The following is a 25,345-nucleotide window of genomic DNA, read 5'->3' on the forward strand; positions in this document are numbered from 1 at the left end:
GCGGTCAGCGGACGCCTCGGGGGCGGAACTGGATCGAGATGCGGGGGCCGGTCGCCGCTCTGGACTTCGGTATGGCGTGCTCCCACGTCCGCTGGCACGAGCCGCCCATGACGACGAGGTCGCCGTGACCCAGCGAGAACCGGTGCGCGGTGCCGCCACCGCCGCGGGGGCGCAGCGCCAGCGTGCGCGCCGCCCCGACCGACACGATCGCGACGATGGTGTCGTGCGTCGAGCCGCGGCCGATCGTGTCGCCGTGCCAGGCGACCGAGTCGGCCCCGTCACGGTAGAGGCAGAGCCCCGCGCTGGTCAGCGGCTCGCCGAGCTCGGGCAGGTAGTGCGCGGAGAGCCGGTCGCGCAGGTCCTCCAGCAGCGGGTCGGGGAGGGTCTCGCCGGAGCCGTAGTGCTTGGTGAGGCGGGGGACGGCCACGACGTTGTCGTACATCTGGCGGTGCTCCGCGTGCCAGGGGACCGCTTCGACGAGCCGGTCGAAGAGCTGCTGGGAGCCCTGGAGCCAGCCGGGCAGGTGGTCGACCCACGCGCCGCGCGCGAGCTGGGTGCGCTGGATCCCGACGAGGGGACCTGGCGCACACTCCTCGGCCAGGTCGAAGATGGAGCCCTGCAGTCCGATCATGCGTTCGATGATAGCGCCGAAAACTCCCTCGGCGCCGTCTCTTCCCGTCGCTACGGTGGCCGCATGGAGCTGCTCACCCCCACCCTGCGCACCGATCGCCTGCTGCTGCGCCCGTTCGCGGCGTCCGATGCCGACGACCTGACGGCCCTGATGAGCGACGCGAGGGTGCTGGAGTACTGGGACTCACCGCCCTGGACCGATCCTGCCCGCGCCGGGGTCTTCCTCGAGCGCTGCCGCACCATGGCCGAGCAGGGCAGCGGCATCCGGGTGGCCGTCCAGCGTCTCGAGGACGGGGCCTTCCTCGGGTGGTGCCTCTTCGTCGACTGGGACGACACCTTCCGCAGCGCCCGGCTCGGGTACTGCTTGACCCAGACGTCCTGGGGCCACGGCTACGCCACCGAGGCCTCCCGCGCCGTGCTGACCTGGGCGTTCGACGCGCTGCCGCTCAACCGGGTGCAGGCCGAGTGCGACACCCGCAACCCCGCGTCCGGCCGGGTGCTGCAGAAGCTGGGCTTCGTCCTGGAGGGGACGCTGCGGCAGGACTGCATCGTCGACGGCGTGGTCTCGGACTCGTGGGTGTACGGCCTGCTCGCCGAGGACTGGCAGGCCCGGTCGCAGACGGCGCCCTGACGTCTGATCAGGTGCTCGACGACGCCATACGCCCGGGTCCGTGGCCGCGCGACCCGCTGCGCAGTCGAGCGACGCCGACGAGGACCAGCCGGAGCAGCACCAGGTTGGCGCCGCCGCAGAGGATCGCCATGACGGTGGCGGCCACGATCTCACCCACCGGGGCGGGCAGTCCGAGCCCGCCTATCGGCAGGGCCGCCAAGCTCCACGGGAAGGTGGCCAGGACCAGCGGGACCGCAGCGAACGATGCGCCGACGGTCTGCGGGTCGGGCCAGATGGCGTCGTCGACTCAGACCCACCAGGCCAGTGCGACGAGGACTGCGTAGAGGGCGGCGACCACCCAGAAGGCCACGGACCAGGGACGGGGGAGGGCGAGCCGTTGCGGGGTCATACGCCGACCCTAGGCACGGGGACGGTCGTCGTCGTGAGTATTCGGCCCCACCATCGTCACACCCGCGTGGGGTGTCGGGCAGGGACCAGTGGGCAGGAGCGGGGATGATGGGGTGATGGCGCTCTACCGGGATCAGGCGGTGGTCCTGCGCACCCACAAGCTGGGTGAGGCGGACCGCATCGTCACCATGCTCTCCCGGCGCCACGGCAAGATCCGCGGTGTCGCCAAGGGGGTACGGCGCACCAAGTCCCGGTTCGGCGCCCGGCTCGAGCCGTTCATGGTCGTGGACGTGCAGCTCTACCAAGGGCGTTCGCTCGACACGGTGACCCAGGTCGAGACGCTGGGGGCCTACGGCGACACGATCATGCGCGACTACGGCGCCTACACCGCGGCCAGCGCGATGGTCGAGACCGCCGACCAGCTCACGGTCGAGCACGAGCCCAACGGCCAGCAGTTCATGCTCCTCGCGGGCGCGCTGCGCAGCCTCGCGGTCGGCGAGCACGACAGCGGCCTGGTCCTGGACGCCTACCTCCTGCGCGCCGTCGCCACGGCCGGGTGGGCGCCCAGCTTCGACGAGTGCGCGCGGTGCGGCGCCCCCGGACCGCACCGCGGCTTCAACCTCGCCTCCGGCGGTGCCGTATGCCGGGACTGCCGCACCCCCGGATCCGCCGCCCCGAGCCCCGCCACGATGGTCCTGCTGTCGGCGCTGCTGTCGGGCGACTGGGAGACCGCCGACGCGAGCGAGGTGCGGCACCGGCGCGAGGGTGCCGGTCTCGTGGCGGCGTTCGTGCAGTGGCACCTCGAGCGCGGGGTACGGTCGCTGAGGCTGGTCGAACGAGCATGAGGAGCGACGCGTGGCACTGAGACGCAGCAGGGTCGAGCCCTACCACGGCGAGATCCGGCCGCCGTTCCCCCACCCCTCCGGCGCCCGGCCGCCCGCCATACCGCGCGAGCTCGTCCCCCACCACGTGGCGGTCGTCATGGACGGCAACGGCCGCTGGGCCAACCAGCGCGGCCTGCCGCGCACCCAGGGCCACGAGGCGGGGGAGGCGAGCCTGCTCGACGTCGTCGCCGGCGCCATCGAGATGGGCATCCCCACCCTGTCGGCCTATGCCTTCTCCACCGAGAACTGGCGCCGCAGCCCCGACGAGGTGCGCTTCCTCATGGGCTTCAACCGGGACGTGATCCACCGGCGCCGCGACCAGCTCGCGCAGTGGGGCGTGCGGATGCGCTGGGTCGGGCGGCGGCCGCGCCTGTGGTCCAGCGTCATCAAGGAGCTCGAATACGCCCAGGAGCTGACCCGCGACAACGACGTGCTGACGCTGTACTTCTGCGTCAACTACGGCGGGCGCGCCGAGATCGCCGACAGCGTCCGCCGGATCGCCGAGGAGGTCGCGGCCGGCCGGCTGTCGCCGCGCGGCATCGACGAGCGCACCGTCGCGCGCCACCTGGACCACCCGGACATGCCCGACGTCGACCTGTTCCTGCGCTCGTCGGGGGAGCAGCGCACCAGCAACTTCCTGCTGTGGCAGAGCGCGTATGCCGAGATGGTCTTCCTCGACACGTTGTGGCCCGACTTCGACCGGCGTGACCTGTGGCGGGCCGTGCAGATCTACGCCGAGCGGGACCGGCGGTACGGCGGGGCGGTCGACGCGCCGGCATAGTGCGAGAGGGGCGCCGGCACGGCATACGCAAATGTGCATATCCATGCAGTGCCACGTATGATGTGGGCATGCCCAAGGTCCTCACCTCCCTCCCCATCGGCCGGCGCGTCGGCCTGGCCTTCTCCGGCGGCCTCGACACCTCCGTGGCGGTCGCGTGGATGCGCGAGAAGGGCGCCGTGCCCTTCACCTACACCGCCGACATCGGCCAGCCGGACGAGCCGGACATCGAGGGCGTCCCCGGTCGCGCGATGGAGTACGGCGCCGAGGCTGCCCGTCTCGTCGACTGCCGTCCCCAGCTCGTCGAGGAGGGCCTGGCGGCGCTGACCTGCGGGGCCTTCCACATCCGGTCCGCAGGCCGGCACTACTTCAACACGACGCCGCTCGGACGCGCGGTGACCGGGACGTTGCTCGTGCGCGCCATGCTCGAGGACGACGTCCACGTGTGGGGCGACGGCTCGACCTTCAAGGGCAACGACATCGAGCGCTTCTACCGCTACGGCCTGCTCGCCAACCCGGGCCTCAAGATCTACAAGCCCTGGCTGGACGCGGAGTTCGTCGACGAGCTCGGTGGCCGCACGGAGATGTCGGAGTGGCTGTCGACCCGCGACCTGCCCTACCGCGACGCGACGGAGAAGGCGTACTCCACCGACGCCAACATCTGGGGCGCCACCCACGAGGCCAAGACTCTCGAGCACCTCGACACCGGCCTGGAGTCGGTCGAGCCGATCATGGGCGTGAAGTTCTGGGACCCCTCCGTGCAGATCGACACCGAGGACGTGAGCATCCGCTTCGAGCAGGGACGGCCGGTCGCCATCGACGGCAAGCGGTTCGACGACGACGTGACCCTGGTGCTCGAGGCCAACCGCATCGGCGGACGCCACGGCCTCGGCATGTCCGACCAGATCGAGAACCGCATCATCGAGGCCAAGTCGCGCGGCATCTACGAGGCGCCGGGCATGGCGCTGCTCTACATCGCCTACGAGCGGCTGCTCAACGCGATCCACAACGAGGACACCCTCGAGACCTACCACGAGATGGGCCGCAGGCTCGGCCGCCTGATGTACGAAGGCCGCTGGCTCGACCCGCAGTCCCTGATGCTCCGGGAGTCCGTGCAGCGCTGGGTCGGCTCCGCCGTGACCGGCGAGGTGACCCTGCGGCTGCGTCGTGGAGAGGACTACTCGATCCTCGACACGCAGGGCCCCGGCTTCAGCTATCACCCGGACAAGCTGTCGATGGAGCGCACCGAGGGGGCGGCCTTCGGTCCCGTGGACCGCATCGGCCAGCTGACCATGCGCAACCTGGACATCGCCGACTCGCGCTCGCGGCTGGAGCAGTATGCCGGGATGGGGCTGCTCGGCGTGGCTCAGGGCAGGCTGATGGGCGAGCTCGAACCCGGTGGCGCCGAGCGCATCTCGCGCGACCGTCGCTACCTGGAGGCGGACGAGGACGTGGAGAGCCTGGACCACGCCGCGATCGAGTTCGGTGTGGACTGACGACGAAGGCGCGCTCCGGCGCAATCGGGACGTTCGTGCTCGCTCTACGGGCACGAACGTCCCGTCCTCGCGAGGTGGGAATGAGAGGGTGGGCTGGTGATCGACTACAAGACGCCCGCCGAGGTCGAGGCGATGCGTCCCGCGGGGGAGTTCGTGGCGGGGGTGCTGGCGACGCTGCGCCATGAGGTGGGTGTCGGCAGCGACCTGCTCGAGATCGACGCACGGGCGCACGAGCTCATCCGGGCGCGCGGGGCGACCAGCTGCTACCTCGACTACCACCCGAGCTTCGGGGACTCGCCGTTCGGGCATGTCATCTGCACCAGCGTCAACGACGCTGTGCTGCATGGGCTTCCGCATCGCTACCGGCTGCGCGACGGGGATCTCGTCAGCCTCGACTTCGCTGCCGCGGTGGATGGCTGGGTGGCCGACAGCGCCATCAGCTTCGTGGTCGGTGACCCGGCGCCCGCCGATCTCGAGCTGATCGACACCTGCGAGCGCGCGCTGGCCGTGGCCATCGACACGGCGCGGGTCGGCCACCGGCTCGGTGACGTCAGCGCGGCGATCGGGGCGGTCGCGGCGGAGGCGGGCTACGGGGTCAACACGCAGTTCGGCGGTCACGGCGTCGGGCGCACCATGCACGGTGAGCCGCACGTCCCCAACGACGGTCGCGCCGGTCGCGGCCTGGTCCTGCGCCCCGGTCTGGTCATCGCGATCGAGCCGTGGCTGATGGCCACCACCGACGAGCTCGCCAAGGACCGCGACGGCTGGACCTTGCGCAGCGCCGACGGCTCCCGCACCGCGCACGTGGAGCACACGGTCGCGGTCACCGAGGACGGGCCGCTGGTCCTCACCGACCGGCGCCACCTCGGCTGATCCCTCGGGGCGCGCGGGCGGCATACGGCCGAGGTCCCTAGGCTCGGTGGGACCGACACGAGAGGGGCAGGGCGATGAGCGACGGCAGGGCGTTCCAGGACGGCTACCCCGAGGACGTGGCGCACTGCTACGGCTGCGGGCGGCTCAACGAGGCGGGGATCCAGCTCAAGAGCTACTGGGACGGCGACGAGACGGTGGCGCGCTACACGCCGCGGCCGGAGCATACGGCGATCCCGGGCTATGTCTACGGCGGGCTGGTGGCGTCGCTGATCGACTGTCACGGGACGGGGTCGGCGGCGGCGGCCGGGTCGCGGGTGGCCGGTGTGGACGAGGCGAGCGAGCCGCTGCTGCGCTATGTCACGGCGAGCCTGCAGGTGGACTACCTGGCGCCCACCCCGATGGGGGTCGAGCTGGAGGTGCGCGGCGTGATCGAGCAGGTCAAGGGCCGCAAGGTGGTCGTCGAGGAGACCGTGTCGGCGGGGGACGCGGTCGTGGCGCGCGGCCGGGTCGTGGCGGTGCAGATGCCGCAGACGATGACGCCCGCCGAGGGGCCGGTCGAGACCCGCCTCCGGTAGGGGCATCAGCCTGGGGGACGAAGGCCGGTCGATGCCCCGGCCCCCGGCGGGTCAGCGGGGGAGCAGGCGGACGAGGACCAGGGCCGCCCCGAGCAGCGCCGTGGCGACGCGGATCAGCTTGGCGTTGGTGGAGGCATACGGCCACGCGAGATAGAGCAGCCACGCGACGAAGGCCACGGCGATGGTGAGCAGCACCCAGCCGACCGGCCCACCGACGACGGCGGCGAGGACCAGCAGGGCCACCCAGGCGGCGGTCGTGGCCCAGCCGGGAAGTCGGGACAGTGCGGTGGCGGTGGGGGTGCTGGCGCGTTCGACGGACTGACGCAGGGGGGTGGGCTCGGGCACCGGACCACCCTACCGACTAGATTTCGGCGCGTGGCTGCGCCGGACCGAGCGCCCGCCGGGGGACCTGGCGCACTTCGCGACGCGGGGCACGGCGCTGGCGTACCACTACCGCGACCCGGAGTCCGAGTGGGGCGAGCTGGAGCGCATCGTCGACCGCTCGGACGACGACCTGGCCCGGCACGCGCGCGCCTCCTGGGCGGACCTGCGCTACTACGACCAGCGGACCGGGGATTGCTACGCAGGCCATCGGGCGGCGATAGCGGCGCCAGGACGAGATCGAAACCCCCACTGCGTCACCGTGGACTCTTACACGCTGGGGGACCGGTCCGTGACCGTCCGGGACCGGGACACCATGCGCCAGGAACGCATGGGGCTGGATGCGTTGGAGGGCTACCTCGCCGAGCGGCTGGTGGGGTGCTGAGGGCACCACCGCCGGTCGTTCAATGGTCTATAAGACCTCATTCGTCCGTATTCACCACCGGACGCGGTGCGCTGTGCCATCGTTGATCCATGGCCCGACAGCTACGAGCACTGCACGACGAGGAGATGATCTCCACGTCGGCCGAGGCGCGCGCCGCTGCCCTGCAGTACGTCCGCGTCGTCACCGGTTCCGCCCGCCCGCGGCCCGAGCACCGCGAGGTCTTCGAGGAGACCGTCCTGCAGGTGGCCGTCGCCACCCAGGCGCTCATCGACCGCATGGAGTCGATCGGCGAGGCCGATGCCGCCGCCCGTCGTGAGGACGGGCATTCGTTCGACGTCGCCGGCTGACCGCACCATCGCGCCGGAGGCCCGCCCGACCACGACGTCGGGCGGGCCTTCTCGGCATACGGGAATGGAACCCGACACCCCGTCTGTTAGTATGATTGAACTTTCAACCAACAGCGTGGAGGAGGACCCCATGCAGTTCGGCGTCTTCTCGGTCGGCGACGTCACCACGGACCCGACCACCGGTCGCACCCCGACCGAGCACGAGCGCATCACGGCCATGACGCAGATCGCCCTCAAGGCCGAGGAGGTCGGCCTGGACGTCTTTGCGACCGGCGAGCACCACAACCCGCCGTTCGTGCCGTCTTCCCCGACCACGCACCTCGGCTACATCGCCGCCAAGACCGAGCGGCTGCAGCTCAGCACCGCCACGACGCTGATCACGACCAACGACCCGGTCAAGATCGCCGAGGACTACGCGATGCTGCAGCACCTGTCCGGCGGCCGCGTCGACCTCATGATGGGGCGCGGCAACACCGGCCCGGTCTACCCGTGGTTCGGCAAGGACATCCGCCAGGGCATCGCGCTCGCCGTCGAGAACTACCACCTGCTGCGCCGGCTGTGGCGCGAGGACGTCGTCGACTGGGAGGGGCGGTTCCGCACCCCGCTGCACGGCTACACCTCGACCCCGGCGCCCCTGGACGGCACCCCGCCGTTCGTGTGGCACGGGTCGATCCGCAGCGTCGAGATCGCGGAGCAGGCGGCGTACTACGGCGACGGCTTCTTCCACAACCACATCTTCTGGGGACCCGAGCACACCCGGCAGATGGTCGGGCTCTACCGCCAGCGGTTCGAGCACTACGGGCACGGGTCCGCGGACCAGGCGATCGTCGGGCTCGGCGGGCAGGCCTTCATGGCCGAGACCGAGGCCGAGGCCAAGCGCCGCTTCCGGCCCTACTTCGACGTCGCCCCGGTCTACGGCCACGGGCCCTCGCTGGAGGAGTTCACGAGCGCCACGCCGCTGACCGTCGGCACGCCCGAGATGGTCATCGAGCGCACCCTGGCCTCGGCCGACTACGCCGGTGACTACCAGCGCCAGCTCTTCCTCATGGACCACGCCGGCCTGCCCCTGGACGTCGTCCTGGAGCAGATCGAGATCCTCGGTCGCGAGGTCGTCCCCACCCTGCGCACCGAGTTCGAGCGGCGTCGCCCGGCACATGTGCCGAGCGACCCGCCCACGCACGCCTCGCTCGTGGCCGCAGGCCCCGAGTCCCCCCACCACCTCGTCATCCCCGCCGCCCCCGTCGCGGCGGCCACCTCGGAGGAGACCGTATGACGCGCCGCATCGTCGCCGTCACCGCCGGGCTCTCGCAGCCCTCGTCCACCCGCCTGCTCACCGACCAGCTGACCGCCGCCGTCACCGCCCAGGTGAGCGCGCGCGGCGAGGCCGCCACCGTCGAGGTGATCGAGGTGCGCGAGCTCGCGACCGACCTGGCCCATCTGATGACCACGGGCATGGCGAGCGCGCGCCTCGACGCGGCCCGCGAGCTCGTGTCGTCCGCCGACGGGCTCGTGCTGGTGACCCCGGTCTTCAGCGCGAGCTACTCGGGGCTGTTCAAGATGTTCGTCGACGCCCTGTCGCCGGACGCCCTCACCGGGATGCCGGTGATCGTCGCCGCCACCGCGGGCACGCCCCGGCACTCGCTGGTGCTGGACTTCGCGATGCGGCCGCTGCTGACCTACCTGCGCGCCGTGGTCATGCCGACCGGGGTCTTCGCCGCGACCGAGGACTTCGGTGGCGGGGAGGCCGGCTCCGGGCTGGCGTCCCGGGTGCGGCGCGCGGCCTCGGAGCTGGCGGCGCTCGTCGTCGCCGAGTCCGGTGCGGTGGCCGGGTTCGCGGAGGACGAGCAGGACCGTGAGCCGGTCCGTCCAGACCGGTCGTCGGGCGTCGGCCTCGGGTCCGTCACCCCGTTCGAGCAGCTGCTCGCCGGGCACCGCGGCTGAGCGTGAGACGGCAGCGGGCGTCATACGATGCTCGCCGCCGACTGCTCGGCTCCTCGGCTAGGGTCGGCGCCATGAGCGAGGTCCGGCAGCCGTGGCTGCGCGAGGTCGTCCTGCCCGGAGCGGTGATCAGCGCCGGCATCGCGGGCGTCGGGCGGGTCATCGAGGGGCCGCTGCGCGGCTGGCCCGCCGAGGACGAGCTCAACCGCTGGTTCGTGCGCCACCGCACGCCGCTGGGCAACGCCCTCACCTGGGTGCCGTCGACGTATGCCGACACGCCCGCCACCATCGCCATGTCGTTCGTCTACGGCGGGTGGCTGTGGCGCGAGACGGGCAGCGTGCGCGAGGCCATCGCGCCGCTGGCCGCCATCACGGTCGAGACGGTGTGCTTCATGAGTGCGGCTCGCGTCGTGGGTCGGGCGCGTCCGGACGTGCCGTGGCTCGACAGGCCGGCCCACACGTCGAGCTTCCCGTCCGGGCACACCGGCGCCACCACCGCCATGAGCCTGACCGTGGCACACGCCTTGGCGCGTCGGGACGTGCCTGGGTCGAGGCGGCTGGCGCATGTGGTGCGGTGGGGTGTGCCGGTGAGCGTGGCGGCGTCCCGCGTCTATCGAGGGATGCACCACCCCTCGGACGTCGTCGTCGGGTCGCTGCTGGGCGCGTGGACGGCGGGTGCCGTGCGGCGGGCCCTCGGCATACCGACGCTGTAACCGGTGATGTGTACCGCTGATCCTGCCTGACCCGCCCCTTGACCCGCGTCGTGACCCGCGTCGTGACCCGCGCGGGGCGGCGGTGCGGGAGGCGGCGGGCATGGCGTCATACGGCACGTGACACCCAGCGCGGGCTGAGACAATGGGCGGGATATGACTGCTGTCCTGCCCCCGCTCGTCATCGGCCGCCACACCTACGAGTCGCCGGTCGTGCTCGCCCCCATGGCGGGGATCACCAACCGTGCCTTCCGCCGGCTGTGCCGCGAGCACGGGGCCGCCGGGCTCGCGGCGGCGGGCACGCCCGGCGCCAAGCAGCTCTTCGTCTCCGAGATGATCACGACGCGGGCGCTGGTGGAGCGCGTGCCGCTGACGATGAAGCTCATCGAGATGGACCCGGGCGAGTCTCCCCGGGGGATCCAGCTGTATGGCGTGGACCCGGTCACCGTCGGCCAGGCCGCCCGGATCATCGCGACCGAGGACCGCGCCGATCACATCGACATGAACTTCGGCTGCCCCGTCCCCAAGGTGACCCGCAAGGGGGGCGGCTCGGCGCTGCTGTGGAAGACCGAGTGGTTCCGGGCGATCGTGCGGGCTGCTGTGAGGGAGGCCGCGCCGTACGACATCCCCGTGACCGTCAAGATGCGTGTGGGGATCGACGCCGACCACGTCACCTACCTCGAGGCGGGCCGGATCGCCGAGCAGGAGGGTGCCTCCGCCGTCGCGCTGCACGGTCGCACGGCCAACCAGCACTACTCGGGGCAGGCCGACTGGTCCACGATCGCCCGGCTCAAGGAGGCCGTGACCACGATCCCGGTGCTCGGCAACGGCGACATCTGGTCCGCCGAGGACGCCGTGCGGATGGTGCGCGAGACCGGATGCGACGGCGTCGTGGTCGGGCGTGGCTGCCTCGGGCGGCCATGGCTCTTCGCGGATCTCGCGGCTGCCTTCGCCGGGGTGACCTATCGCGCCCGGCCGACGCTGGCGGAGGTGGGCGAGACCATGCGCCGGCACGCCGGCTACCTCACGGAGTTCTACGAGGACGAGACCAAGGCCTGCCGGGACATCCGCAAGCACATCGCGTGGTATCTCAAGGGATTCCCCGCCGGCCACGACGTCCGCAACCGCCTGGCCCTGGTGGACTCCCTGGCCGCGCTGGACGAGCTGATCGCCTCCCTCGACGGCGCTCAGCCGTGGCCGGGTGACGCCGCCGAAGGGCCGCGGGGCCGGGCGGGCTCGCCCAAGGCCGTGGCCCTGCCGGACGGCTGGCTGGCGTCGCAGCAGATCGACGAGCGCCAGCAGCGGCTCATCGCCGAGGCCGAGCTGAGCGTCAGCGGCGGCTGAGCACCGGGGGCGGGGGCTGCGGCATACGGCCTGGACCGCTCAGGCGCCGGTCTCGACCGGCCGGCTCGGGTCGGTGATGTAGTCGCTCCACGATCCCGCATAGACGGCCAGGTCGTCGCTGATGCCGACCGCCGCCGCGGCCAGGGCGACGTGGCAGGCCTGCACCCCGGACCCGCAGTAGACGCCGACGGTGCTGCCGTCGTGCACGTCGCGCCGGTGGAACCTGGCGAGCAGCTCGTCGCGCGGCAGGAAGCGGCCGTCCTCGTCCACCAGCTCGAGCGCCGGGAGCGAGACGGCCCCGGGGATGTGCCCGGCCACGGGGTCGACGACCTCGTCCTCGCCCCGGAGTCGGTTGGCGGGACGCGCGTCGAGCAGCGTCCCGCTCTCGGCATAGCGCACCGCCTGGTCGGCATCCAGCACGGTCAGGGCTCCCGGACCCAGCTCGACGTCGCCCGGCTCGGGCACGACCTCGCCGGTCTCGACGGGCAGGTCCGCGGCCTGCCACGCGCCCCAGCCTCCGTCGAGGACGCTGACCTCGGCGTGGCCGGCGTGCCGCAGGAGCCACCAGGCCCGGGACGCGGCGATCGAGCGCCAGTCGTCGTAGACCACGACCGGGCGGTCCCTGCGCACACCGGCGGCGCGCAGCCCGGCCTGCAGCTGCTCCGGCCGGGGGAGCGGGTGCCGGCCACCGGCGCCGTCCGGGCGGATGTCGGCGAGGACAGTGTCCAGGTCCACGTAGGCCGCCCCCGGCACGTGGCCGGCGGCATGCTGCTCGCGCCCGTCCGAGCGACCCATGGCGTAGCGCACGTCCAGCACGACCGGCCGGTGCTCGACGGGGGCTCGCAAGGCCTCGCCGAGCTCGTGGACCGAGATCAGGGGCAGGCGGGACAACGGCATCGTGGTCATGGCACCCAGCGTAGGCCCGGCCACCGACAGACCCCGGGGTCTGTCGGTGGGTGACCCTAGAGTGCTGGCACAGGTGAGGGAGGGGTTGATCGGTATGACGCAGCAGGGACATCCGGCCTACGAGGGGTATGCCGCAGCCGACCGTGAGCGCTGGGTCGGCGAGGACCCGGCGCAGAAGTCGGGGGACCGGGACGACTTCGCGCGTGACCGGGCACGGCTCGTGCACTCCGCGTCCCTGCGGAGGCTGTCGGCCAAGACCCAGGTCGTGCGGCCCGGGACGAGCGACTTCGTCCGCAACCGGCTGACCCACTCGCTCGAGGTCGCCCAGATCGGTCGCGAGCTCGGCGGAGCGCTGGGGTGCAACGCCGACGTGGTGGACACGGCCTGCCTGGCGCACGACGTGGGCCACCCGCCCTTCGGCCACAACGGTGAGCAGGCGCTCGACGAGATCGCCCAGGACATCGGGGGGTTCGAGGGCAACGCCCAGACCTTCCGGCTGCTCGTGCGGCTCGAGGCCAAGCGCTTCCACCCCGGCAGCGACCGGTCGGCGGGTCTCAACCTCACCCGCGCCAGCCTCGACGCCTCCTGCAAGTACCCCTGGGGACGTGGCCAGGGACCGACCGTCACCCGCAAGTTCGGGGTCTACGACGACGACCTCGAGGCCTTCGACTGGGTGCGCGAAGGGTCGCCGACGAGCCATCGGTGCATCGAGGCGCAGACGATGGACTGGTCGGACGACGTCGCCTACTCCGTGCACGACGTCGAGGACGCCATCGCCTCGGGAGGCCTCGACGTCCGTGAGCTCCACCGCGGGGCGGCGGTCGAGCATGTGCTGCCGATCGCCCGCGACCGCTACGCCCGCGACGTCGAGATCGGCTCGCTGGAGGAGGCCTACTGGCGCCTGGTGGTGCCGCACCTCGTTCCCGTGACCTTCGACGGGGGTTCGCGGCGCGACCTGGCGCGGCTCAAGGACCTCACGTCTCGCCTGGTCGGACGCTTCGCCGGGGCCGCCGAGCGGGCCACGCGCGAGCGCTACGGGCAGGGCCCGCTGACCCGCTACGCCGCCAACCTCGTGGTGCCCGAGGACGTCCGCGCGGAGGTCGCCGTCCTCAAGGCCATCGCCGCGCACTACGTCATGCAGACGCGCGAGCGCGTGGACCTGATGGCGCAGGAGCGCGTCGTCGTGGCCGGTCTCGTCGAGGGCTTCCTGGCCGACCCCGAGGCCCGGCTCGACCGCGAGCTGGTCGCCGACCACCGGGCAGCCGCCTCCGACGCCGAGCGCCTCCGGGTCGTGATCGACCAGGTCGCCAGCCTCACCGACGCCCGTGCCCTGGCCCTGCACCGGGCCTGGCACGGGTGAGGGTGCCTCGTGCGCTCCGGCAAACGACCTAGACTCGACCCGACGACGACGGGGAGGTGCAGGTGGCGCTGATCAAGCCCGAGGACATCGCGCTGGTCAAGGAGCGCGCCTCGATCGAGGACGTCGTCCGCGAGCACGTCACCCTCCGCAACGCGGGCCCCGGCAGCCTCAAGGGGCTGTGCCCCTTCCACGACGAGAAGACACCGTCCTTCACGGTGCGGCCCGCGGTCGGCGCCTACCACTGCTTCGGGTGCGGGGAGGGCGGCGACGTCATCCGCTTCGTGCAGGAGGTGGACCACCTCAGCTTCGTGGAGGCGATCGAGCGGCTGGCGGCGCGGGCGGGCGTGGAGCTGCGATACGAGGACGGGGACGCTCCGCAGCGCGAGCCCGCGGGCAAGCGGCAGCGACTCGTCGAGGCCCACCGGGTCGCGTCCGAGTTCTACGCCGAGGCGCTGCTCGCGATGCCCGAGGCTCGCGCGGGGCGAGACTTCCTGCGTGCCAAGGGGTTCAGCGGCAAGGACTGCGCCGTCTTCGGTGTCGGCTACGCGCCTCGTGGGGGCGAGCTGGTCACCGACCACCTGCGCGCCAAGGGGTTCAACGACGACGAGATCGTGACCTCCGGGCTCGCCGCGCAGGGACGACGCGGCCCCTACGACCGCTTCCGTGGCCGCGTGGTGTGGCCCATCCGTGATGTCACCGGGGACACCGTGGGCTTCGGGGCGCGGCGCATCTTCGACGACGACCGGATCGAGGCCAAGTACCTCAACACGTCCGAGACCCCCATCTACAAGAAGACCTCCGTCCTCTACGGCCTGGACCTGGCCAAGCGGGCCATGGCCCGGGACCGGCAGGCCGTGATCGTCGAGGGCTACACCGACGTCATGGCCTGTCACCTCGCCGGCGTCGAGCAGGCGGTCGCGACCTGCGGCACCTCCTTCGGCGTCGACCACATCAAGACGCTGCGACGGATCCTGCGCGACGAGGCGGGGCAGTCCCCGGCCAAGGTGATCTTCACCTTCGACGGCGACGCCGCCGGGCAGAAGGCCGCCATGCGGGCCTTCGCCGAGGACCAGCGGTGGGCCTCGCAGAGCTTCGTGGCCGTGGCGCAGGCCGGTCAGGACCCCAACGAGCTGCGCCAGTCCGGCGGCGACGACGCCGTGCGGCACCTCGTCGAGGACGCGGTCCCCATGTTCGAGTTCGCGGTGCGCACCACGATTGGCCGGTTCGACCTCGAGACCGCCGAGGGCCGGGTCATGGCGATCCGGTCGGTCGCCCCGATCATCGCCGCCATCCGCGACCAGGGCCTGCGCCCTGAGTACATCCGGACCGTCGCCGGCTGGCTCGGCGTCACGGTGGAGCAGGTGGCGCACGAGGTGACGACCGCCGGTCAGGCCGCCACGCGGGTGCCCGTCTCGCCGCCACCGCACGCCCCGGCGCGGGAGGGGACGACCGACCCGCGCAGCACCGCCCTGCCGCGGCCCGACCTGCGCGACCCGGTGGTCTTTGCCGAGCACCAGCTGCTGCAGTGCCTGCTGCAGTACCCCTCCTTGTTCGACCCCGCGGAGGTCGACGCGCTCGCCCCCGAGGCGATGGTCGCCCCGGCCTACCAGCTCGTGCTCCGTGCGGTGCACGACGCCGGCGGGCTGTCGACCGCGGTCGCGGTGTCGGGCCAGGCCTGGACCACCGCCGTCAGCGAGCACGCCGACGAGGAGGTGCGCCCGTTGCTGCACGAGCTGGCCGTGGCTCCCGTTCCCACCCGTCTCGACCCGTCGACCGGCATCCCCAGCCGTCGCTACACCGACGAGCTCCTCCGCCGCGTGCGCGAGGTGACCTTGCGCCGCCGGATCGCCGACGCCATCAGCGCGCTGCAGCGCATGGACCCCACCCAGGCCGACGAGTCCCGCGCGCTCGGCATCCGCATCCAGGGGCTCCAGCGCGAGCTCGCCGTCCTCCGATCGGAGATGTCCTGATGGTGTCCTGGCCCCGGCGCGGCAGGCCCCGCCCCACGCCGACGCTGACGCGCCCCGACGTCGAGCGCCTCGGGCTCGCCAGGCAGGACCGGGTCCTCGCCGTGCTCGAGGCGCCTTCGTCCGACCTGCGCCTCGTGATCACCCAGCACCAGCTGGTCCTGCTCCCGGATGTGGGGACCCCGGTCGCCCGACCCTGGCACCTGGTCGACCGTGGCGCCTGGTCGCGCGAGGACGACGCTCTCACCGTCACGTGGGTCGACGGCTCGGCGGCCTGGCGGTTCGCCCTGCCCGAGCCGGACGCCACCGCGCTGGCTGCGCTGCGCGAGCGGGTGCAGGCCAGCGTCATCACCCACCACGACGTCAAGGTCCACGGGGGGCGGGGGAGCGTCCGCGTCGTCGTCCGCAACGACCTGGCGACCCGCGAGGTGCTCGTGCAGACGCTCTACGGCCAGGGCGTCGTGGCGGGCGACCCCGCCGTGGAGCGTGCTGTGGCTTCGGCCACCGCTGAGCTGCGCGACGCCGTGGGGCTCCCGCCGCAAGACTGACCGGAGTCGTGACGAGGCACAGGTGTCAGGCGGATTCGGCCGCGGGCGCACTTGCTGCTAAAGTCTCTCTCGCGCCGCACGCGGTGTGATCCCCTGTAGCTCAATTGGCAGAGCAGCCGGCTGTTAACCGGCAGGTTATTGGTTCGAGTCCAATCGGGGGAGCAGCGAGGCCCTGACCAGCAAGGATACGGTCAGGGCCGTTCTGTTGGCGGTGCCTTCGCCCGAGGCTGTCGTCCTGACCCTGCTGCCCAGCTACCCAGCCCTGCCCAGCCCAGCCCAGCCCGCTCCCGGCGCGCAGGCCGGGGCGCGGCTCCCCTCATGAGCAGCCGGTCACCGGTGAGGGCGGCGCAGGGACGCTGCCCACGACGCCTGTCTTGACCAGCTGGTCGGCATACAGCCTGGCCCACGAGCCGTCCTTGATGGATTCCTCCAGGGCGGTCTTGACCCGCCCGCACAACGCGGCGTCCTCGTCCGTGACCCGCACGTAGTAGTCGATCGTGCCCATGTCCGCCCCGACCACCCGGATGCTGCCCCGGAAGGGTGCCTCCGAGGCGTAGCCGCGCAGCGCCAGGCCCTCGTCGCTGACCGCGTCGACCGTGCCCTGCCGCAGCTCGGTGAGGCAGGTGGACAGGGTGCGGCGCAGCGCGAGCTTGGCCCCGGGGAAGGTCGTGGCCGCCGCGCGGGCCAGGTGGGTGCCGTCGACGAGGCACACCCGGCGACCGGCCAAGGACCGCGGCGTGACCTGACCCTGCTCCCCGGCTCGCACGGCGATGTCCTGCCCGCCGCGCAGGTACGGGCCCACCAGTCGCACGCCCGCCGGAGGCGTCGTCCCGGTGGGATAGGCCGCGACCAGCAGGTCGTAGGGCACGGCTCCGTTGGTCGGGGTGGCGCGGGGCTCGGGGACGTTGCTGAGGTTGACGTCCTTCTTGCCGGGGTAGCCCAACCGGGCGGCCAGGTCCCGGGCCAGCTCGCTCTCGAAGCCTGACTGGTCCCGCAGCACCCGCAGGCCCAGCCCCGGCCGGTCGTAGGACACCCCCACGACCAGGGAGTCGCGCCCGCACGCCGCGGTGACCAGGGCAGCGACCGTGGCGAGCGCCAGGCCCGCGGCGCGTCGACGACGCGGTCGTGGCGTGCGGGGCATCGCGGTCCTCTCCTCGGGGTGGTCCGTGGCCAACCTATCGGCCCTCGGGCACGATCCCGGCACGGCAGGCCGGAACGGCCCACGCCGAGGACCGGTGACGGGCATCATGTGCCCATGAGCGTGCAGAGACGCAGCGGGTCCGCCTCCGGCGACGTGAGGGACCACCTGGAGGACGTCGCCCAGGCGGCCGGCGACCACCCCGCGACGGAGGCGGCGGTGAGGACGGGCTACGCCGTCAACGGCCTGCTGCACCTGCTGATCGCCTGGATCTGCCTGCAGCTGGCCATGCTCCACGCGACGGGCGACGCCGACCAGTCCGGCGCCCTCGCGGCCCTGTCCCAGCACACGCTCGGCCGGGTCGCGCTGTGGCTGGGGGTGCTGGGCTTCCTCGGGCTCGCCCTGTGGCAGCTGACGGAGGTGGTCGTCCCCGGGCTCGGGGGCGACAGCTGGCAGTCCCGGCTCAAGGACGGCGCCAAGGCCGTGGTCTACGCGATCCTCGCCTGGTCCGCCTTCGGCTTCGCGCGCGGCACGGGCTCGTCGGGCAAGCAGCAGGTGCAGGGCTACACCGCGAGCCTGCTGGGCGCGCCGGCCGGCCGGATCCTCGTCGCGGTGGTCGGGCTCGCCATCATCGGCGTCGGCATGTACCACGTCGTCAAGGGGCTGCGCCGCCGGTTCCTCGGTGACCTCGAGGACGACCCCGGCCCGCTCGCGGTCTACGCGGGGATGCTGGGCTACCCCACCCGCGGGGTCGCCCTGGCCGTCGTCGGCGGGCTCTTCGTCGCGGCAGCTATGGCCAACTCGTCGTCGCGGACCAACGGTCTCGATGGCGCCCTGCGCTTCCTGCTCGCCCAGCCCTATGGTCGGGTGGTCGTCGCCTTCATGGCCCTGGGGTTCGCGGCCTTCGGGGTCTACTCGTTCTTTCGGGCGCGGCACGCGGACGTATGACGGGGGCCCGGCCTCAACGGCCGTAGTCCACGGGGAGCACCTCGAGGCGGTCGATGGGGAACGGCTCGTGCTGGCCGTCGCCGCTGCCGTTGAGCGACTCCCACCCGCTGTCGGCACCGAGCAGCCTCGGGTAGGGGTCGGCCGTGAACGCCGAGGCGTTCTCCGCGCGGAAGCTCACGGCCCCGCTGGTGTCCCACACCACCAGGCCGAACTCCTGGGCCGCGCGGGCGATGGTCCGGGCCGTCCGGGTCAGGCGGAGGGAGTCCAGGTCGAGATCGGCGGGAAGCCGCAGTCGCTGGCCCTGGCGCAGCACCGACAGACCGCGGGGGTTGCGGCCGTCCGAGCGCACCGCGGGCCACGAGTGGGTCGGGGCGGGAGCGGCATACGGGACGGCCACCCCCACGACATGGTCGATGTGCCCACGGCGCAGCTCCTCGGCCCGGACGAGTCCACCGGCGAAGGGAAGCCCGGTGGCCGTCGTGCCGAGGGGGAACGGAAAGACCCCGTCGCTGCGCGAGGCGCCCCGGATCGACCCCCCGCCGCACGCCGTCCACGTCCCGTCCTGCCCGCGGGACAGCCGCCACAGGTCGGTGTAGCGGTCCGTGGCGGGGTCGTGCAGCGCCGCCTCGTGGTCGCTGCCGCCCGCCGGACGCAGGTCGTCCGGGATGCGCAGACCCCGCAGCGAGGAGACGACGCGAGGGTCCAGCCGGCACCCGGGGGCCGCGCGGACGTCGTGGACCGGGTCGTTTGCGGTGGTGGTCACGAGTGGTGGCGTGTAGTCGTGCGTGTTGAGGGTGACGTTGGGCAGGCCTGGTCGGCCGTGCTCGACGGCGGCGACCCGCAGGTCGCGGACGATGGCGGCGCTGTCGGCAGCCGTGGGGGTGGACGCAGGCAGCGGGGTGTACCAGAACGAGGACGCGGCGAACACGCGCTGGGGGACGGGCGTGCGACGAGCCGCCGGCGCCGGCCCAGCGCCGGCGGATCCTGACCCCTCCGTCGTCGTGGGGCCGGACGAGCATGCGCCGAGCGGTGCGCAGAGCAGCGCCGCGAGGGTCAGGCCGACGGTGAGGGCTGCGCGCGGCGGCATACGGCTCCCGTCTGGCCAGTCTTGGGCCACCGAGGTGAGGCCACGGACCACCCTGCGTCGAGTGGCCCGCCCCGAGCTGGTGGGCGGCGGGCCCGGGAGCGAGCGCTCCCGGGCCGTGCTCGCCAGGCGTAGGCCGGGTCGGGCTTGAACCGACGACCGACGGATTATGAGTCCGCTGCTCTGACCGACTGAGCTACCGGCCCTGGGTCCGACGAGGGACCCCTCACCCTACCGTCACCGTCGGTGCGACCCCGCGTCGGGACAAGCGTCACCCACCATGGCTCGACCCAACCCCCATCATCGGCAGGCTTACGCTAAGTCAGCGAAGATCGTTCAGGGATTGGGCTGTGAGGGTGATAAGCCCCGCACTTCTGGTCATTCATGGCTACAGAATGTGTACTCCCTCTCGCTCACGAAGGTGGTCGCATGCCTGCCTCCCCCCTCCTCACCAGGCTCATCTCGGGGTCGACCGGTCCCACCCCTCCTCCCCGGCCGGCGCCTCGGCCGACCACCACGCCCAAGGTCGTGAACCCGGACCCACGTCTCGTCCACACCGTCCCGGCGGTCGCGACGTCCGTGCACGCCCCCACGCTGCCGCTGCGCACGACCCCCGCGTGGCACCTCGCGCGCCGCGCGGCCCAGGCCCCCACAGCGGCCATCGTCGCCGACATCGAGCGGCTGGGCACGAGGGCGTGGATCAACCAGCAGCTCGACCCGGCGTCGATCCCCGACACGACGTGGGACGGCCTCGTCCAGCGCTGCTTCCCGTGGCTCAACCTGACCAACAAGCAGGTGCAGGACCTGACGGGAGGCGGCTTCCGTGGCAGCCCCGTCATGGCCCACGCCAACGCCGCGCGGCCGTTGTTCACCCACCGGGTTCTCTGGGAGAACGTCGTCACGATGTGGGGCGACCTGCTCTACGTCCCCTACCGCAGCAAGGCGGACAGCTTCACCCTCGAGTACGACTGGAAGGTCCTGCGTCGCCACGCCTTCGGGCGGTATGCCGACCTCCTGCACGCCGCCGTCACGCATCCCGCGATCCTCAACAACCTCGACAACGACGTCAGCTCCAGGGACAACCCCAACGAGAACCTCGGCCGGGAGATCCTCGAGCTCTACACGGTCGGGGTCGGGACCTACACGGAGACCGATGTCCGGCAGTCCGCCCTGATGCTGACGGGACACTCGGTCGACTGGGGCACCCGCGACTACGTGTACCACCCCGGGGCCCACCACGTGGGGCCGATCACGGTCATGGGCTTCAGCCACGCCAACGCCACGTCCGCCGGCGGACCGACGGCGCTGCGCGCCTACACGGACTACCTGGCGCGTCACCCGGCGACCGCGCGTCGCCTCGCCCGCGTGATCGCCACGAGGTTCGTGTCGGACACGCCGAGCGACGCCCTGGTGCAGACCCTCGCCTCGACCTACCTGGCGTCGGACACGGCGATCGTGCCGGTGCTCCGGCGCCTCTTCGACCACCCTGAGTTCTGGGCGTCGGTCGGCCACAAGTGGTCCCGGCCGGCCGAGCTCGCCGCCAAGGCCGTGCGTGCCTCCAAGCCCACCGGGTACTCCTTCGCGCAGCCCATCACCGCGAACCCGTGGGCCATGAGCAACTACTTCTGGTTCCTCTACCAGTGCGGTCACGCACCGCGCGACTGGCCGCGCGTGGACGGCTACCCGGACGACGCCGACGCGTGGCGCAGCACCATCGCCACGCTGTCGTCCTGGAATGTCATGCACGCCCTGGCCTGGGGATGGGGCGACGGGCCGACCTACCCGGACGAGCCGGACCAGGACCCCGGCCAGGGCCTCCCGCACTGGCACACCGCCCTCGGCGTCAAGGAGGGCGACAACGTCCTGGCGACGGCGCGGCGCATCACCTTCGCCCTGACGGGCTACGTCTGGCGGGACGAGGACATCGCCCCCATCGCGTCCTGGCTGTGCAGCTACGGCGAGCGGCCGGCCACGGCGGGGGACACGCTGCCGGACTACGCGGCCCGCGGCTGGCTGCGCGAGGCCGTGCGCCTGATCCTCGCCAGCCCCTACTCCTTCCTGCGCTGATCGGAGAGCACCGTGAGCACCCCCCGCAGCACGTCGACGGTCGCGGCCGACCGTCACGCACCCCTGGTCCATGAGGACCTGGTCACCCCGATGCACCATCACGACGAGTCACGCAATCACCTCGTGGTGCGCACCGAGGACGGGCCTCGGGTCATGTCGGCGGCCGACGCGGCGTCATACATCGCCCACGTCCGTCCCCCAGCCTGTCCGCACGAGGTGACCGAGGCAGCCGGCTGGCGCGGGCCGGTGCGGCGCCGCACCGTCCTGCAGGGCGCGGCCCTCGGCCTCGGGGCGCTGCTGGCGGAGTCCGCCGTGCCGCGCTACGCCTTCGCCGAGACGGCGACCCAGCGCGACCTGCTCGTGGTCATCTTCATCCGTGGTGGGGCCGACGGGCTCTCGCTCGTCCCGCCCGTCCAGGACAGCGCCTACCTCGCGGCCCGACCGACCATCCGGGTCACCGCGTCCCAGGCCCTGCCGCTGGGCGGCGCGGTGGGGCTCAACCCCGCGATGACGGGCCTCAAGGCGCTCTACGACGCGGGGGACCTCGCGGTCGTGCTCGGCGCGGGCAACCCGGCGGTGCGGCGTTCTCACTTCGAGGACATGAACGCCATGGAGTGGGCGGCCCCCGCCAACATGCGTTCGGGGTGGCTCGCCCGGCACCTCACCAGCAGCGGACCCACGACCGGGACCATCCGGGCGATCACCCGGGGGTCCCAGGTCGCCCTGTCGCTCAGCGCCCCCAGCATGGAGACCCCCGCAGTCGCCGAGCTGGCGAGCTTCGGGCTGCAGCCGACCTACACCAAGGACGGCGTCACCCGGGAGCGCATCACCGCCATCGTCGACCAGATGTATGCCCGCGCCGGCGGCGGTGCCGCCCTCACCGCGCGCTCCACGCTCGACGCCGTCGCCCGCCTCGCGGACCAGCGCGCGATCGCCGCCGAGGGCAAGTACGTGCCGGCCAACGGCGCCGCCTACCCCGACACGACCTTCGGCAAGGGCATGCGCGACGTCGCGCAGATCGCCAAGGCGGGCAAGGGGCTGGAGGTCGCCTGCATCGATAACGACGACTGGGACATGCACCGCAACCTCGGCGTCGCGCAGGACACCAACGGGTGGATGTGGCGTCGCGCCGCCGACCTGTCGGCCGGGATCACCGCCCTGCGCGCCGACCTCGGTGACCTCTGGCAGCGCACGACCGTGGTCACGATGAGCGAGTTCGGCCGCCGCGTCCAGGAGAACGGCGACCAGGGCCTGGACCACGGGCACGGCAACGTCATGTTCGTGGCCGGCGGGGGAGTCAACGGCGGCAAGGTCTACGGCACGATGCCCTCGCTCGCTCCGGCCAACCTCGTGCAGGGCGACGTCCCCATCACCACGGACTACCGGCAGGTGCTCAGCGAGGTCGTCGGGGGGCGACTGCTCAACGGCGGCAACCTCGCGACGATCTTTCCGGGCTTCACCCCCAGCGCGACCCCGCTCGGCGTCGTCTGAGGTGCTCGCACGGTGTGTCGTTCACCCGGAAGGCCTGGCGTCTCCAGGAATGATGGGGCATGATTGACGACGCAGCGTGACCAAAGCTCTCCTGGGTCCCGAGGTCGTTGGGGAAGACGTCCCTCGCACACAGGAGGTCCGGATGTCCGTTGCAGCCGATCTGCACAGGGGCGGCGACGCCACCCCGACGACGCGAGGCGTGGTGTTCATCCACAGCGCCTCTACTGCGATGTGCCCGCACGTGGCCTGGGCGCTCGAGGGTGTCCTCGGCACCGCGGTGACCCTCGACTGGACGAGCCAGCCTGCTGACGCGCGCCTCCGGCGCACCGAGGTCAACTGGGTCGGGCCGGCGGGCACCGGTGCCGCCCTCGCCAGCGCGCTCCGCGGCTGGGACTCGTTGCGCTACGAGGTGACCGAGGACCCGAGCCCCGGGTGCGACGGCTCCCGGTGGGCGCACACGCCCGACCTCGGCCTGCACCACACATGGATCTGCGCCAGCGGCGACGCCGTCGTCAACGAGGACCGGCTGCGCCACGCGCTGGCCCAGGCGCAGGGCGACCCCCGCGTGCTGGCGGAGATCGTCGACCAGATCCTCGGGGCCCCGTGGGACGCCGAGCTCGAGGCCTACCGCGAGGCCGGCGACGGTGCGCCCGTCCGCTGGTTGCACAAGGTCGGCTGACCGGAGCGTCACCTGGGCGGTGTGCGCGCCCGGGTGACCGAGACCGTATGCCGAGGGCCCGGCCGCTCCCGTGGTGGGAGGGGCCGGGCCCTCGCTGCTGCCACCCCGCGGTCACGGTCACGGTCACGGTCGCGGCGGCGCCACGAGTGCTCAGCCGTGGCTCTTGATCACGAGTGCGACATTGGCCCCGCCGAACCCGAAGGAGTTGTTGAGCGCGGCCAGGTCGCCCTCCGGCAGGGTGCGCGCCGTGCCGGTGACGACGTCCAGGTCGATCTCGGGGTCCTGGGACTCCAGGTTGATCGTCGCCGGGATCGTGCGGTCCCGCAGCGCCAGCACGGTCAGGATCGTCTCCAGGGCGCCGGCGGCGCCGAGGAGGTGGCCGGTCATGGACTTGGTGGCCGTGACGGCGATATCGGCGGTGTGCTCCCCGAACGCCCGGTGGATGGCCCGGGTCTCGGCGACGTCGCCGACCGGGGTCGAGGTGGCGTGCGCGTTGACGTGCACGATGTCCGTGGTGGTCAGGCCCGCGTCCTCGATGGCCTCGACCATGGCGCGGGCGGCGCCGCGTCCCTCGGGCTCCCCGGCCGTGATGTGGTAGGCGTCGGCCGAGGCGCCCGCGCCGGCGATCTCGCCGTAGATGCGGGCGCCACGAGCGGCGGCGTGCTCCTCGGACTCCAGGACCAGCAGTGCGGCGCCCTCGCCGAGCACGAACCCGTCGCGGTCCTTGTCGTAGGGACGCGAGGCGCGCTCGGGCTCGTCGTTGCGGGTCGACAGGGCTTGCATCGCGGCGAACCCGGCGACCGGGAGGGGGTGGATGGCGGCCTCGGTGCCGCCGGCGACGACGACGTCGGCCTTGCCGCTGCGGATGAGGGTGAGGGCCTGGGCGATGCCCTCGGCGCCGGACGCGCAGGCGCTCACCGGCGTGTGGGCGCCTGCGCGGGCGGTCAGCTCGAGCGAGACCGCGGCGGCGGGGCCGTTGGCCATGAGCATCGGGACCGCGAGAGGGAAGACGCGGCGGGGTCCCTTGTCGCGCAGCACGTCCCACTGGTCCAGGAGGGTCTGCACGCCACCGATCCCCGTGCCGAGGCAGACCGCGAGACGCTCGGGCTCGACCTCGGGGGACCCCGCGTCGGCCCAGGCCTCACGCACGGCCACGAGGGCGGCCTGGGTGCTGGGGTCGTTACGACGGACCTCGACCTTGCTGAGGACGTCAGCCGTGGGGACGGCCAGGGTCGCGGCGAAGGTGACCGGCAGCTGGTGCTGCGCGACCCAGTCGTACGGCATGGGGCGGGCGCCGGAACGGCCCGCGAGGATCGCGTCCCAGGTGTCCTGGACGTTACCGCCGACGGGCGTCGTGGCACCGAGACCGGTCACGACGACGCGGCGGCTGCTCGAGGTGGTCATCTCGCTGCTCCTTGGTCGGTGAGGTGGGGGCCGGACGGGGCGGGCCGGGCGTCCAGCCGCGGCTCGCCCCGTCCGGAGGCGGGTGCGCCTCGGGTCAGCCCTGGGCCCCGTTGATGTAGGACACGGCGTCGCGCACCGTCTTGAGGTTCTTGACCTCGTCGTCGGGGATGCGGACGCCGAACTTCTCCTCGGCGTTGACCACGATGGTCATCATCGACAGGGAGTCGATGTCGAGGTCCTCGGTGAAGGACTTGTCCATCTGGACCTCGGCCGCGTCCAGGCCGGTCTCCTCGTTGACGATCTCGGCCAGGCCCTGGAGGATCTCGTTCTCGTTCATGGCCATCTCAGGCTCCTTACTCGGTTGCTCCGACCGTGCGGTGCGGAGGGTGGGATG

27 protein-coding genes and 2 tRNA genes are annotated in these 25,345 nt (G+C 72.5%); 20 read left to right on the plus strand and 9 right to left on the minus strand.

All coding sequences use genetic code 11. From position 1 onward, the window contains the following. Positions 1-4 precede the first annotated feature (4 nt). Positions 5-631 (minus strand): alpha-ketoglutarate-dependent dioxygenase AlkB, encoded by a 627-nt coding sequence (locus GGG17_RS12315; RefSeq protein ID WP_154594018.1) that lies wholly within the window; start codon positions 629-631, stop codon positions 5-7. A gap of 63 nt (positions 632-694) precedes the next feature. Between GGG17_RS12315 and GGG17_RS12320 the strand changes: the two genes are divergently transcribed. Further along, entirely contained in the window at positions 695-1,261 is a 567-nt protein-coding gene (locus GGG17_RS12320; RefSeq protein WP_154594019.1) for a GNAT family N-acetyltransferase, read from the plus strand. Between the two features lie 7 nt (positions 1,262-1,268). Here GGG17_RS12320 and GGG17_RS12325 read toward each other — a convergent pair whose 3' ends face one another. Then, positions 1,269-1,406, minus strand: a complete 138-nt coding sequence (locus tag GGG17_RS12325) for a hypothetical protein (protein ID WP_154594020.1) — start codon at positions 1,404-1,406, stop codon at positions 1,269-1,271. A 358-nt stretch (positions 1,407-1,764) separates the two neighbouring features. On the opposite strand from GGG17_RS12325, the gene recO reads away from it, so the two are divergent. From recO to GGG17_RS12350, 5 genes are all read left to right on the plus strand, one after another. Next, complete coding sequence (gene recO / locus GGG17_RS12330) at positions 1,765-2,493, plus strand: DNA repair protein RecO (protein ID WP_154594021.1); 729 nt, start codon at positions 1,765-1,767, stop codon at positions 2,491-2,493. Between the two features lie 10 nt (positions 2,494-2,503). Beyond that, positions 2,504-3,313 (plus strand): isoprenyl transferase, encoded by an 810-nt coding sequence (locus GGG17_RS12335; RefSeq protein ID WP_311966654.1) that lies wholly within the window; start codon positions 2,504-2,506, stop codon positions 3,311-3,313. Positions 3,314-3,381: 68 nt separating this feature from the next. Next, a complete protein-coding gene (gene argG, locus GGG17_RS12340) occupies positions 3,382-4,806 on the plus strand; it encodes an argininosuccinate synthase (protein ID WP_154594022.1) in 1,425 nt (474 codons plus the stop codon). Between the two features lie 96 nt (positions 4,807-4,902). Continuing rightward, on the plus strand, positions 4,903-5,679 hold the full coding sequence (gene map / locus GGG17_RS12345) for a type I methionyl aminopeptidase (protein WP_288797768.1): 777 nt from the start codon (positions 4,903-4,905) through the stop codon (positions 5,677-5,679). Positions 5,680-5,753: 74 nt separating this feature from the next. Then, positions 5,754-6,254 (plus strand): PaaI family thioesterase, encoded by a 501-nt coding sequence (locus GGG17_RS12350; RefSeq protein WP_154594023.1) that lies wholly within the window; start codon positions 5,754-5,756, stop codon positions 6,252-6,254. A 51-nt stretch (positions 6,255-6,305) separates the two neighbouring features. Here the strand turns inward: GGG17_RS12350 and GGG17_RS12355 are convergent, their stop codons facing one another. Continuing rightward, on the minus strand, positions 6,306-6,599 hold the full coding sequence (locus GGG17_RS12355) for a DUF6703 family protein (protein WP_154594024.1): 294 nt from the start codon (positions 6,597-6,599) through the stop codon (positions 6,306-6,308). Here GGG17_RS12355 and GGG17_RS17220 point away from each other — a divergent pair. The 6 genes from GGG17_RS17220 to dusB all read left to right on the plus strand — a co-directional run bounded on the left by GGG17_RS17220 (position 6,586) and on the right by dusB (position 11,359). Beyond that, on the plus strand, positions 6,586-7,020 hold the full coding sequence (locus tag GGG17_RS17220) for a His/Gly/Thr/Pro-type tRNA ligase C-terminal domain-containing protein (protein WP_154594025.1): 435 nt from the start codon (positions 6,586-6,588) through the stop codon (positions 7,018-7,020). The genes GGG17_RS12355 and GGG17_RS17220 overlap by 14 nt on opposite strands. 89 nt (positions 7,021-7,109) lie before the next feature. Continuing rightward, positions 7,110-7,367: a DUF2277 family protein gene (locus tag GGG17_RS12365; RefSeq protein ID WP_154594026.1), complete on the plus strand. Its 258-nt coding sequence runs from the start codon at positions 7,110-7,112 to the stop codon at positions 7,365-7,367. Positions 7,368-7,497: 130 nt separating this feature from the next. Beyond that, positions 7,498-8,640 (plus strand): LLM class flavin-dependent oxidoreductase, encoded by a 1,143-nt coding sequence (locus GGG17_RS12370; protein WP_154594027.1) that lies wholly within the window; start codon positions 7,498-7,500, stop codon positions 8,638-8,640. After that, positions 8,637-9,308 (plus strand): FMN reductase, encoded by a 672-nt coding sequence (locus tag GGG17_RS12375; RefSeq protein WP_154594028.1) that lies wholly within the window; start codon positions 8,637-8,639, stop codon positions 9,306-9,308. Before GGG17_RS12370 ends, GGG17_RS12375 begins: the two co-directional genes overlap by 4 nt. 71 nt (positions 9,309-9,379) lie before the next feature. Further along, positions 9,380-10,018 (plus strand): phosphatase PAP2 family protein, encoded by a 639-nt coding sequence (locus tag GGG17_RS12380; protein WP_154594029.1) that lies wholly within the window; start codon positions 9,380-9,382, stop codon positions 10,016-10,018. A 153-nt stretch (positions 10,019-10,171) separates the two neighbouring features. Beyond that, positions 10,172-11,359, plus strand: coding sequence for a tRNA dihydrouridine synthase DusB (gene dusB, locus GGG17_RS12385; protein ID WP_154594030.1), 1,188 nt, complete (start codon positions 10,172-10,174; stop codon positions 11,357-11,359). 39 nt (positions 11,360-11,398) lie between these two features. Here dusB and GGG17_RS12390 read toward each other — a convergent pair whose 3' ends face one another. Continuing rightward, the gene (locus GGG17_RS12390) at positions 11,399-12,265 is read right to left on the minus strand and encodes a sulfurtransferase (protein ID WP_230082951.1); all 867 of its coding nucleotides are present in this window, start codon (positions 12,263-12,265) and stop codon (positions 11,399-11,401) included. A gap of 94 nt (positions 12,266-12,359) precedes the next feature. Between GGG17_RS12390 and GGG17_RS12395 the strand changes: the two genes are divergently transcribed. The 4 genes from GGG17_RS12395 to GGG17_RS12410 all read left to right on the plus strand — a co-directional run bounded on the left by GGG17_RS12395 (position 12,360) and on the right by GGG17_RS12410 (position 16,302). After that, on the plus strand, positions 12,360-13,625 hold the full coding sequence (locus tag GGG17_RS12395) for a deoxyguanosinetriphosphate triphosphohydrolase (RefSeq protein WP_154594031.1): 1,266 nt from the start codon (positions 12,360-12,362) through the stop codon (positions 13,623-13,625). Between the two features lie 62 nt (positions 13,626-13,687). Beyond that, a complete protein-coding gene (gene dnaG, locus GGG17_RS12400) occupies positions 13,688-15,595 on the plus strand; it encodes a DNA primase (protein ID WP_288797762.1) in 1,908 nt (635 codons plus the stop codon). Beyond that, positions 15,595-16,140 carry a hypothetical protein gene (locus GGG17_RS12405; RefSeq protein WP_154594032.1) on the plus strand — a complete coding sequence of 182 codons (546 nt, stop codon included), beginning with the start codon at positions 15,595-15,597 and terminating at the stop codon, positions 16,138-16,140. Before dnaG ends, GGG17_RS12405 begins: the two co-directional genes overlap by 1 nt. Before the next feature lie 89 nt (positions 16,141-16,229). Then, positions 16,230-16,302 (plus strand) — tRNA-Asn (locus GGG17_RS12410). A gap of 154 nt (positions 16,303-16,456) precedes the next feature. Here GGG17_RS12410 and GGG17_RS12415 read toward each other — a convergent pair. Then, complete coding sequence (locus tag GGG17_RS12415; protein ID WP_195849229.1) at positions 16,457-17,281, minus strand: transporter substrate-binding domain-containing protein; 825 nt, start codon at positions 17,279-17,281, stop codon at positions 16,457-16,459. A gap of 114 nt (positions 17,282-17,395) precedes the next feature. On the opposite strand from GGG17_RS12415, the gene GGG17_RS12420 reads away from it, so the two are divergent. Further along, on the plus strand, positions 17,396-18,226 hold the full coding sequence (locus GGG17_RS12420) for a DUF1206 domain-containing protein (protein WP_154594034.1): 831 nt from the start codon (positions 17,396-17,398) through the stop codon (positions 18,224-18,226). Positions 18,227-18,239: 13 nt separating this feature from the next. Here GGG17_RS12420 and GGG17_RS12425 read toward each other — a convergent pair whose 3' ends face one another. After that, positions 18,240-19,313, minus strand: coding sequence for a hypothetical protein (locus GGG17_RS12425; protein ID WP_154594035.1), 1,074 nt, complete (start codon positions 19,311-19,313; stop codon positions 18,240-18,242). Positions 19,314-19,442: 129 nt separating this feature from the next. Beyond that, positions 19,443-19,516 (minus strand) — tRNA-Ile (locus tag GGG17_RS12430). A gap of 223 nt (positions 19,517-19,739) precedes the next feature. Between GGG17_RS12430 and GGG17_RS12435 the strand changes: the two genes are divergently transcribed. From GGG17_RS12435 to GGG17_RS12445, 3 genes are all read left to right on the plus strand, one after another. Then, the gene (locus tag GGG17_RS12435; protein WP_195849230.1) at positions 19,740-21,377 is read left to right on the plus strand and encodes a DUF1800 domain-containing protein; all 1,638 of its coding nucleotides are present in this window, start codon (positions 19,740-19,742) and stop codon (positions 21,375-21,377) included. 12 nt (positions 21,378-21,389) lie between these two features. Next, positions 21,390-22,868, plus strand: a complete 1,479-nt coding sequence (locus GGG17_RS17225) for a DUF1501 domain-containing protein (protein WP_311966655.1) — start codon at positions 21,390-21,392, stop codon at positions 22,866-22,868. A 142-nt stretch (positions 22,869-23,010) separates the two neighbouring features. Then, entirely contained in the window at positions 23,011-23,547 is a 537-nt protein-coding gene (locus GGG17_RS12445; protein WP_154594037.1) for a DUF3145 domain-containing protein, read from the plus strand. 150 nt (positions 23,548-23,697) lie between these two features. Here the strand turns inward: GGG17_RS12445 and fabF are convergent, their stop codons facing one another. Both fabF and GGG17_RS12455 read right to left on the minus strand, forming a co-directional pair. Next, positions 23,698-24,951, minus strand: a complete 1,254-nt coding sequence (fabF, locus tag GGG17_RS12450) for a beta-ketoacyl-ACP synthase II (protein ID WP_154594038.1) — start codon at positions 24,949-24,951, stop codon at positions 23,698-23,700. Between the two features lie 94 nt (positions 24,952-25,045). After that, entirely contained in the window at positions 25,046-25,294 is a 249-nt protein-coding gene (locus GGG17_RS12455) for an acyl carrier protein (RefSeq protein WP_019284666.1), read from the minus strand. Positions 25,295-25,345: the final 51 nt, after the last annotated feature.

This window comes from Arsenicicoccus cauae (assembly GCF_009707125.1).
Lineage (GTDB): Bacteria > Actinomycetota > Actinomycetes > Actinomycetales > Dermatophilaceae > Arsenicicoccus > Arsenicicoccus cauae.

Bases quoted from the DNA above. Each gene is read 5' to 3' on its own strand.
- GGG17_RS12415 (WP_195849229.1), bottom strand. From the start codon at position 17,281: ATGCCCCGCACGCCACGACCGCGTCGTCGACGCGCCGCGGGCCTGGCG.
- GGG17_RS12445 (WP_154594037.1), top strand. From the start codon at position 23,011: ATGTCCGTTGCAGCCGATCTGCACAGGGGCGGCGACGCCACCCCGACG.
- GGG17_RS12390 (WP_230082951.1), bottom strand. From the start codon at position 12,265: ATGACCACGATGCCGTTGTCCCGCCTGCCCCTGATCTCGGTCCACGAG.
- GGG17_RS12320 (WP_154594019.1), top strand. From the start codon at position 695: ATGGAGCTGCTCACCCCCACCCTGCGCACCGATCGCCTGCTGCTGCGC.
- argG (WP_154594022.1), top strand. From the start codon at position 3,382: ATGCCCAAGGTCCTCACCTCCCTCCCCATCGGCCGGCGCGTCGGCCTG.
- GGG17_RS12315 (WP_154594018.1), bottom strand. From the start codon at position 631: ATGATCGGACTGCAGGGCTCCATCTTCGACCTGGCCGAGGAGTGTGCG.
- GGG17_RS12395 (WP_154594031.1), top strand. From the start codon at position 12,360: ATGACGCAGCAGGGACATCCGGCCTACGAGGGGTATGCCGCAGCCGAC.
- recO (WP_154594021.1), top strand. From the start codon at position 1,765: ATGGCGCTCTACCGGGATCAGGCGGTGGTCCTGCGCACCCACAAGCTG.
- GGG17_RS12350 (WP_154594023.1), top strand. From the start codon at position 5,754: ATGAGCGACGGCAGGGCGTTCCAGGACGGCTACCCCGAGGACGTGGCG.
- fabF (WP_154594038.1), bottom strand. From the start codon at position 24,951: ATGACCACCTCGAGCAGCCGCCGCGTCGTCGTGACCGGTCTCGGTGCC.
- GGG17_RS12455 (WP_019284666.1), bottom strand. From the start codon at position 25,294: ATGGCCATGAACGAGAACGAGATCCTCCAGGGCCTGGCCGAGATCGTC.
- GGG17_RS12405 (WP_154594032.1), top strand. From the start codon at position 15,595: ATGGTGTCCTGGCCCCGGCGCGGCAGGCCCCGCCCCACGCCGACGCTG.
- GGG17_RS12370 (WP_154594027.1), top strand. From the start codon at position 7,498: ATGCAGTTCGGCGTCTTCTCGGTCGGCGACGTCACCACGGACCCGACC.
- GGG17_RS12435 (WP_195849230.1), top strand. From the start codon at position 19,740: ATGCCTGCCTCCCCCCTCCTCACCAGGCTCATCTCGGGGTCGACCGGT.
- GGG17_RS12375 (WP_154594028.1), top strand. From the start codon at position 8,637: ATGACGCGCCGCATCGTCGCCGTCACCGCCGGGCTCTCGCAGCCCTCG.
- GGG17_RS12365 (WP_154594026.1), top strand. From the start codon at position 7,110: ATGGCCCGACAGCTACGAGCACTGCACGACGAGGAGATGATCTCCACG.
- GGG17_RS12420 (WP_154594034.1), top strand. From the start codon at position 17,396: ATGAGCGTGCAGAGACGCAGCGGGTCCGCCTCCGGCGACGTGAGGGAC.
- GGG17_RS12380 (WP_154594029.1), top strand. From the start codon at position 9,380: ATGAGCGAGGTCCGGCAGCCGTGGCTGCGCGAGGTCGTCCTGCCCGGA.
- GGG17_RS12425 (WP_154594035.1), bottom strand. From the start codon at position 19,313: ATGCCGCCGCGCGCAGCCCTCACCGTCGGCCTGACCCTCGCGGCGCTG.
- dusB (WP_154594030.1), top strand. From the start codon at position 10,172: ATGACTGCTGTCCTGCCCCCGCTCGTCATCGGCCGCCACACCTACGAG.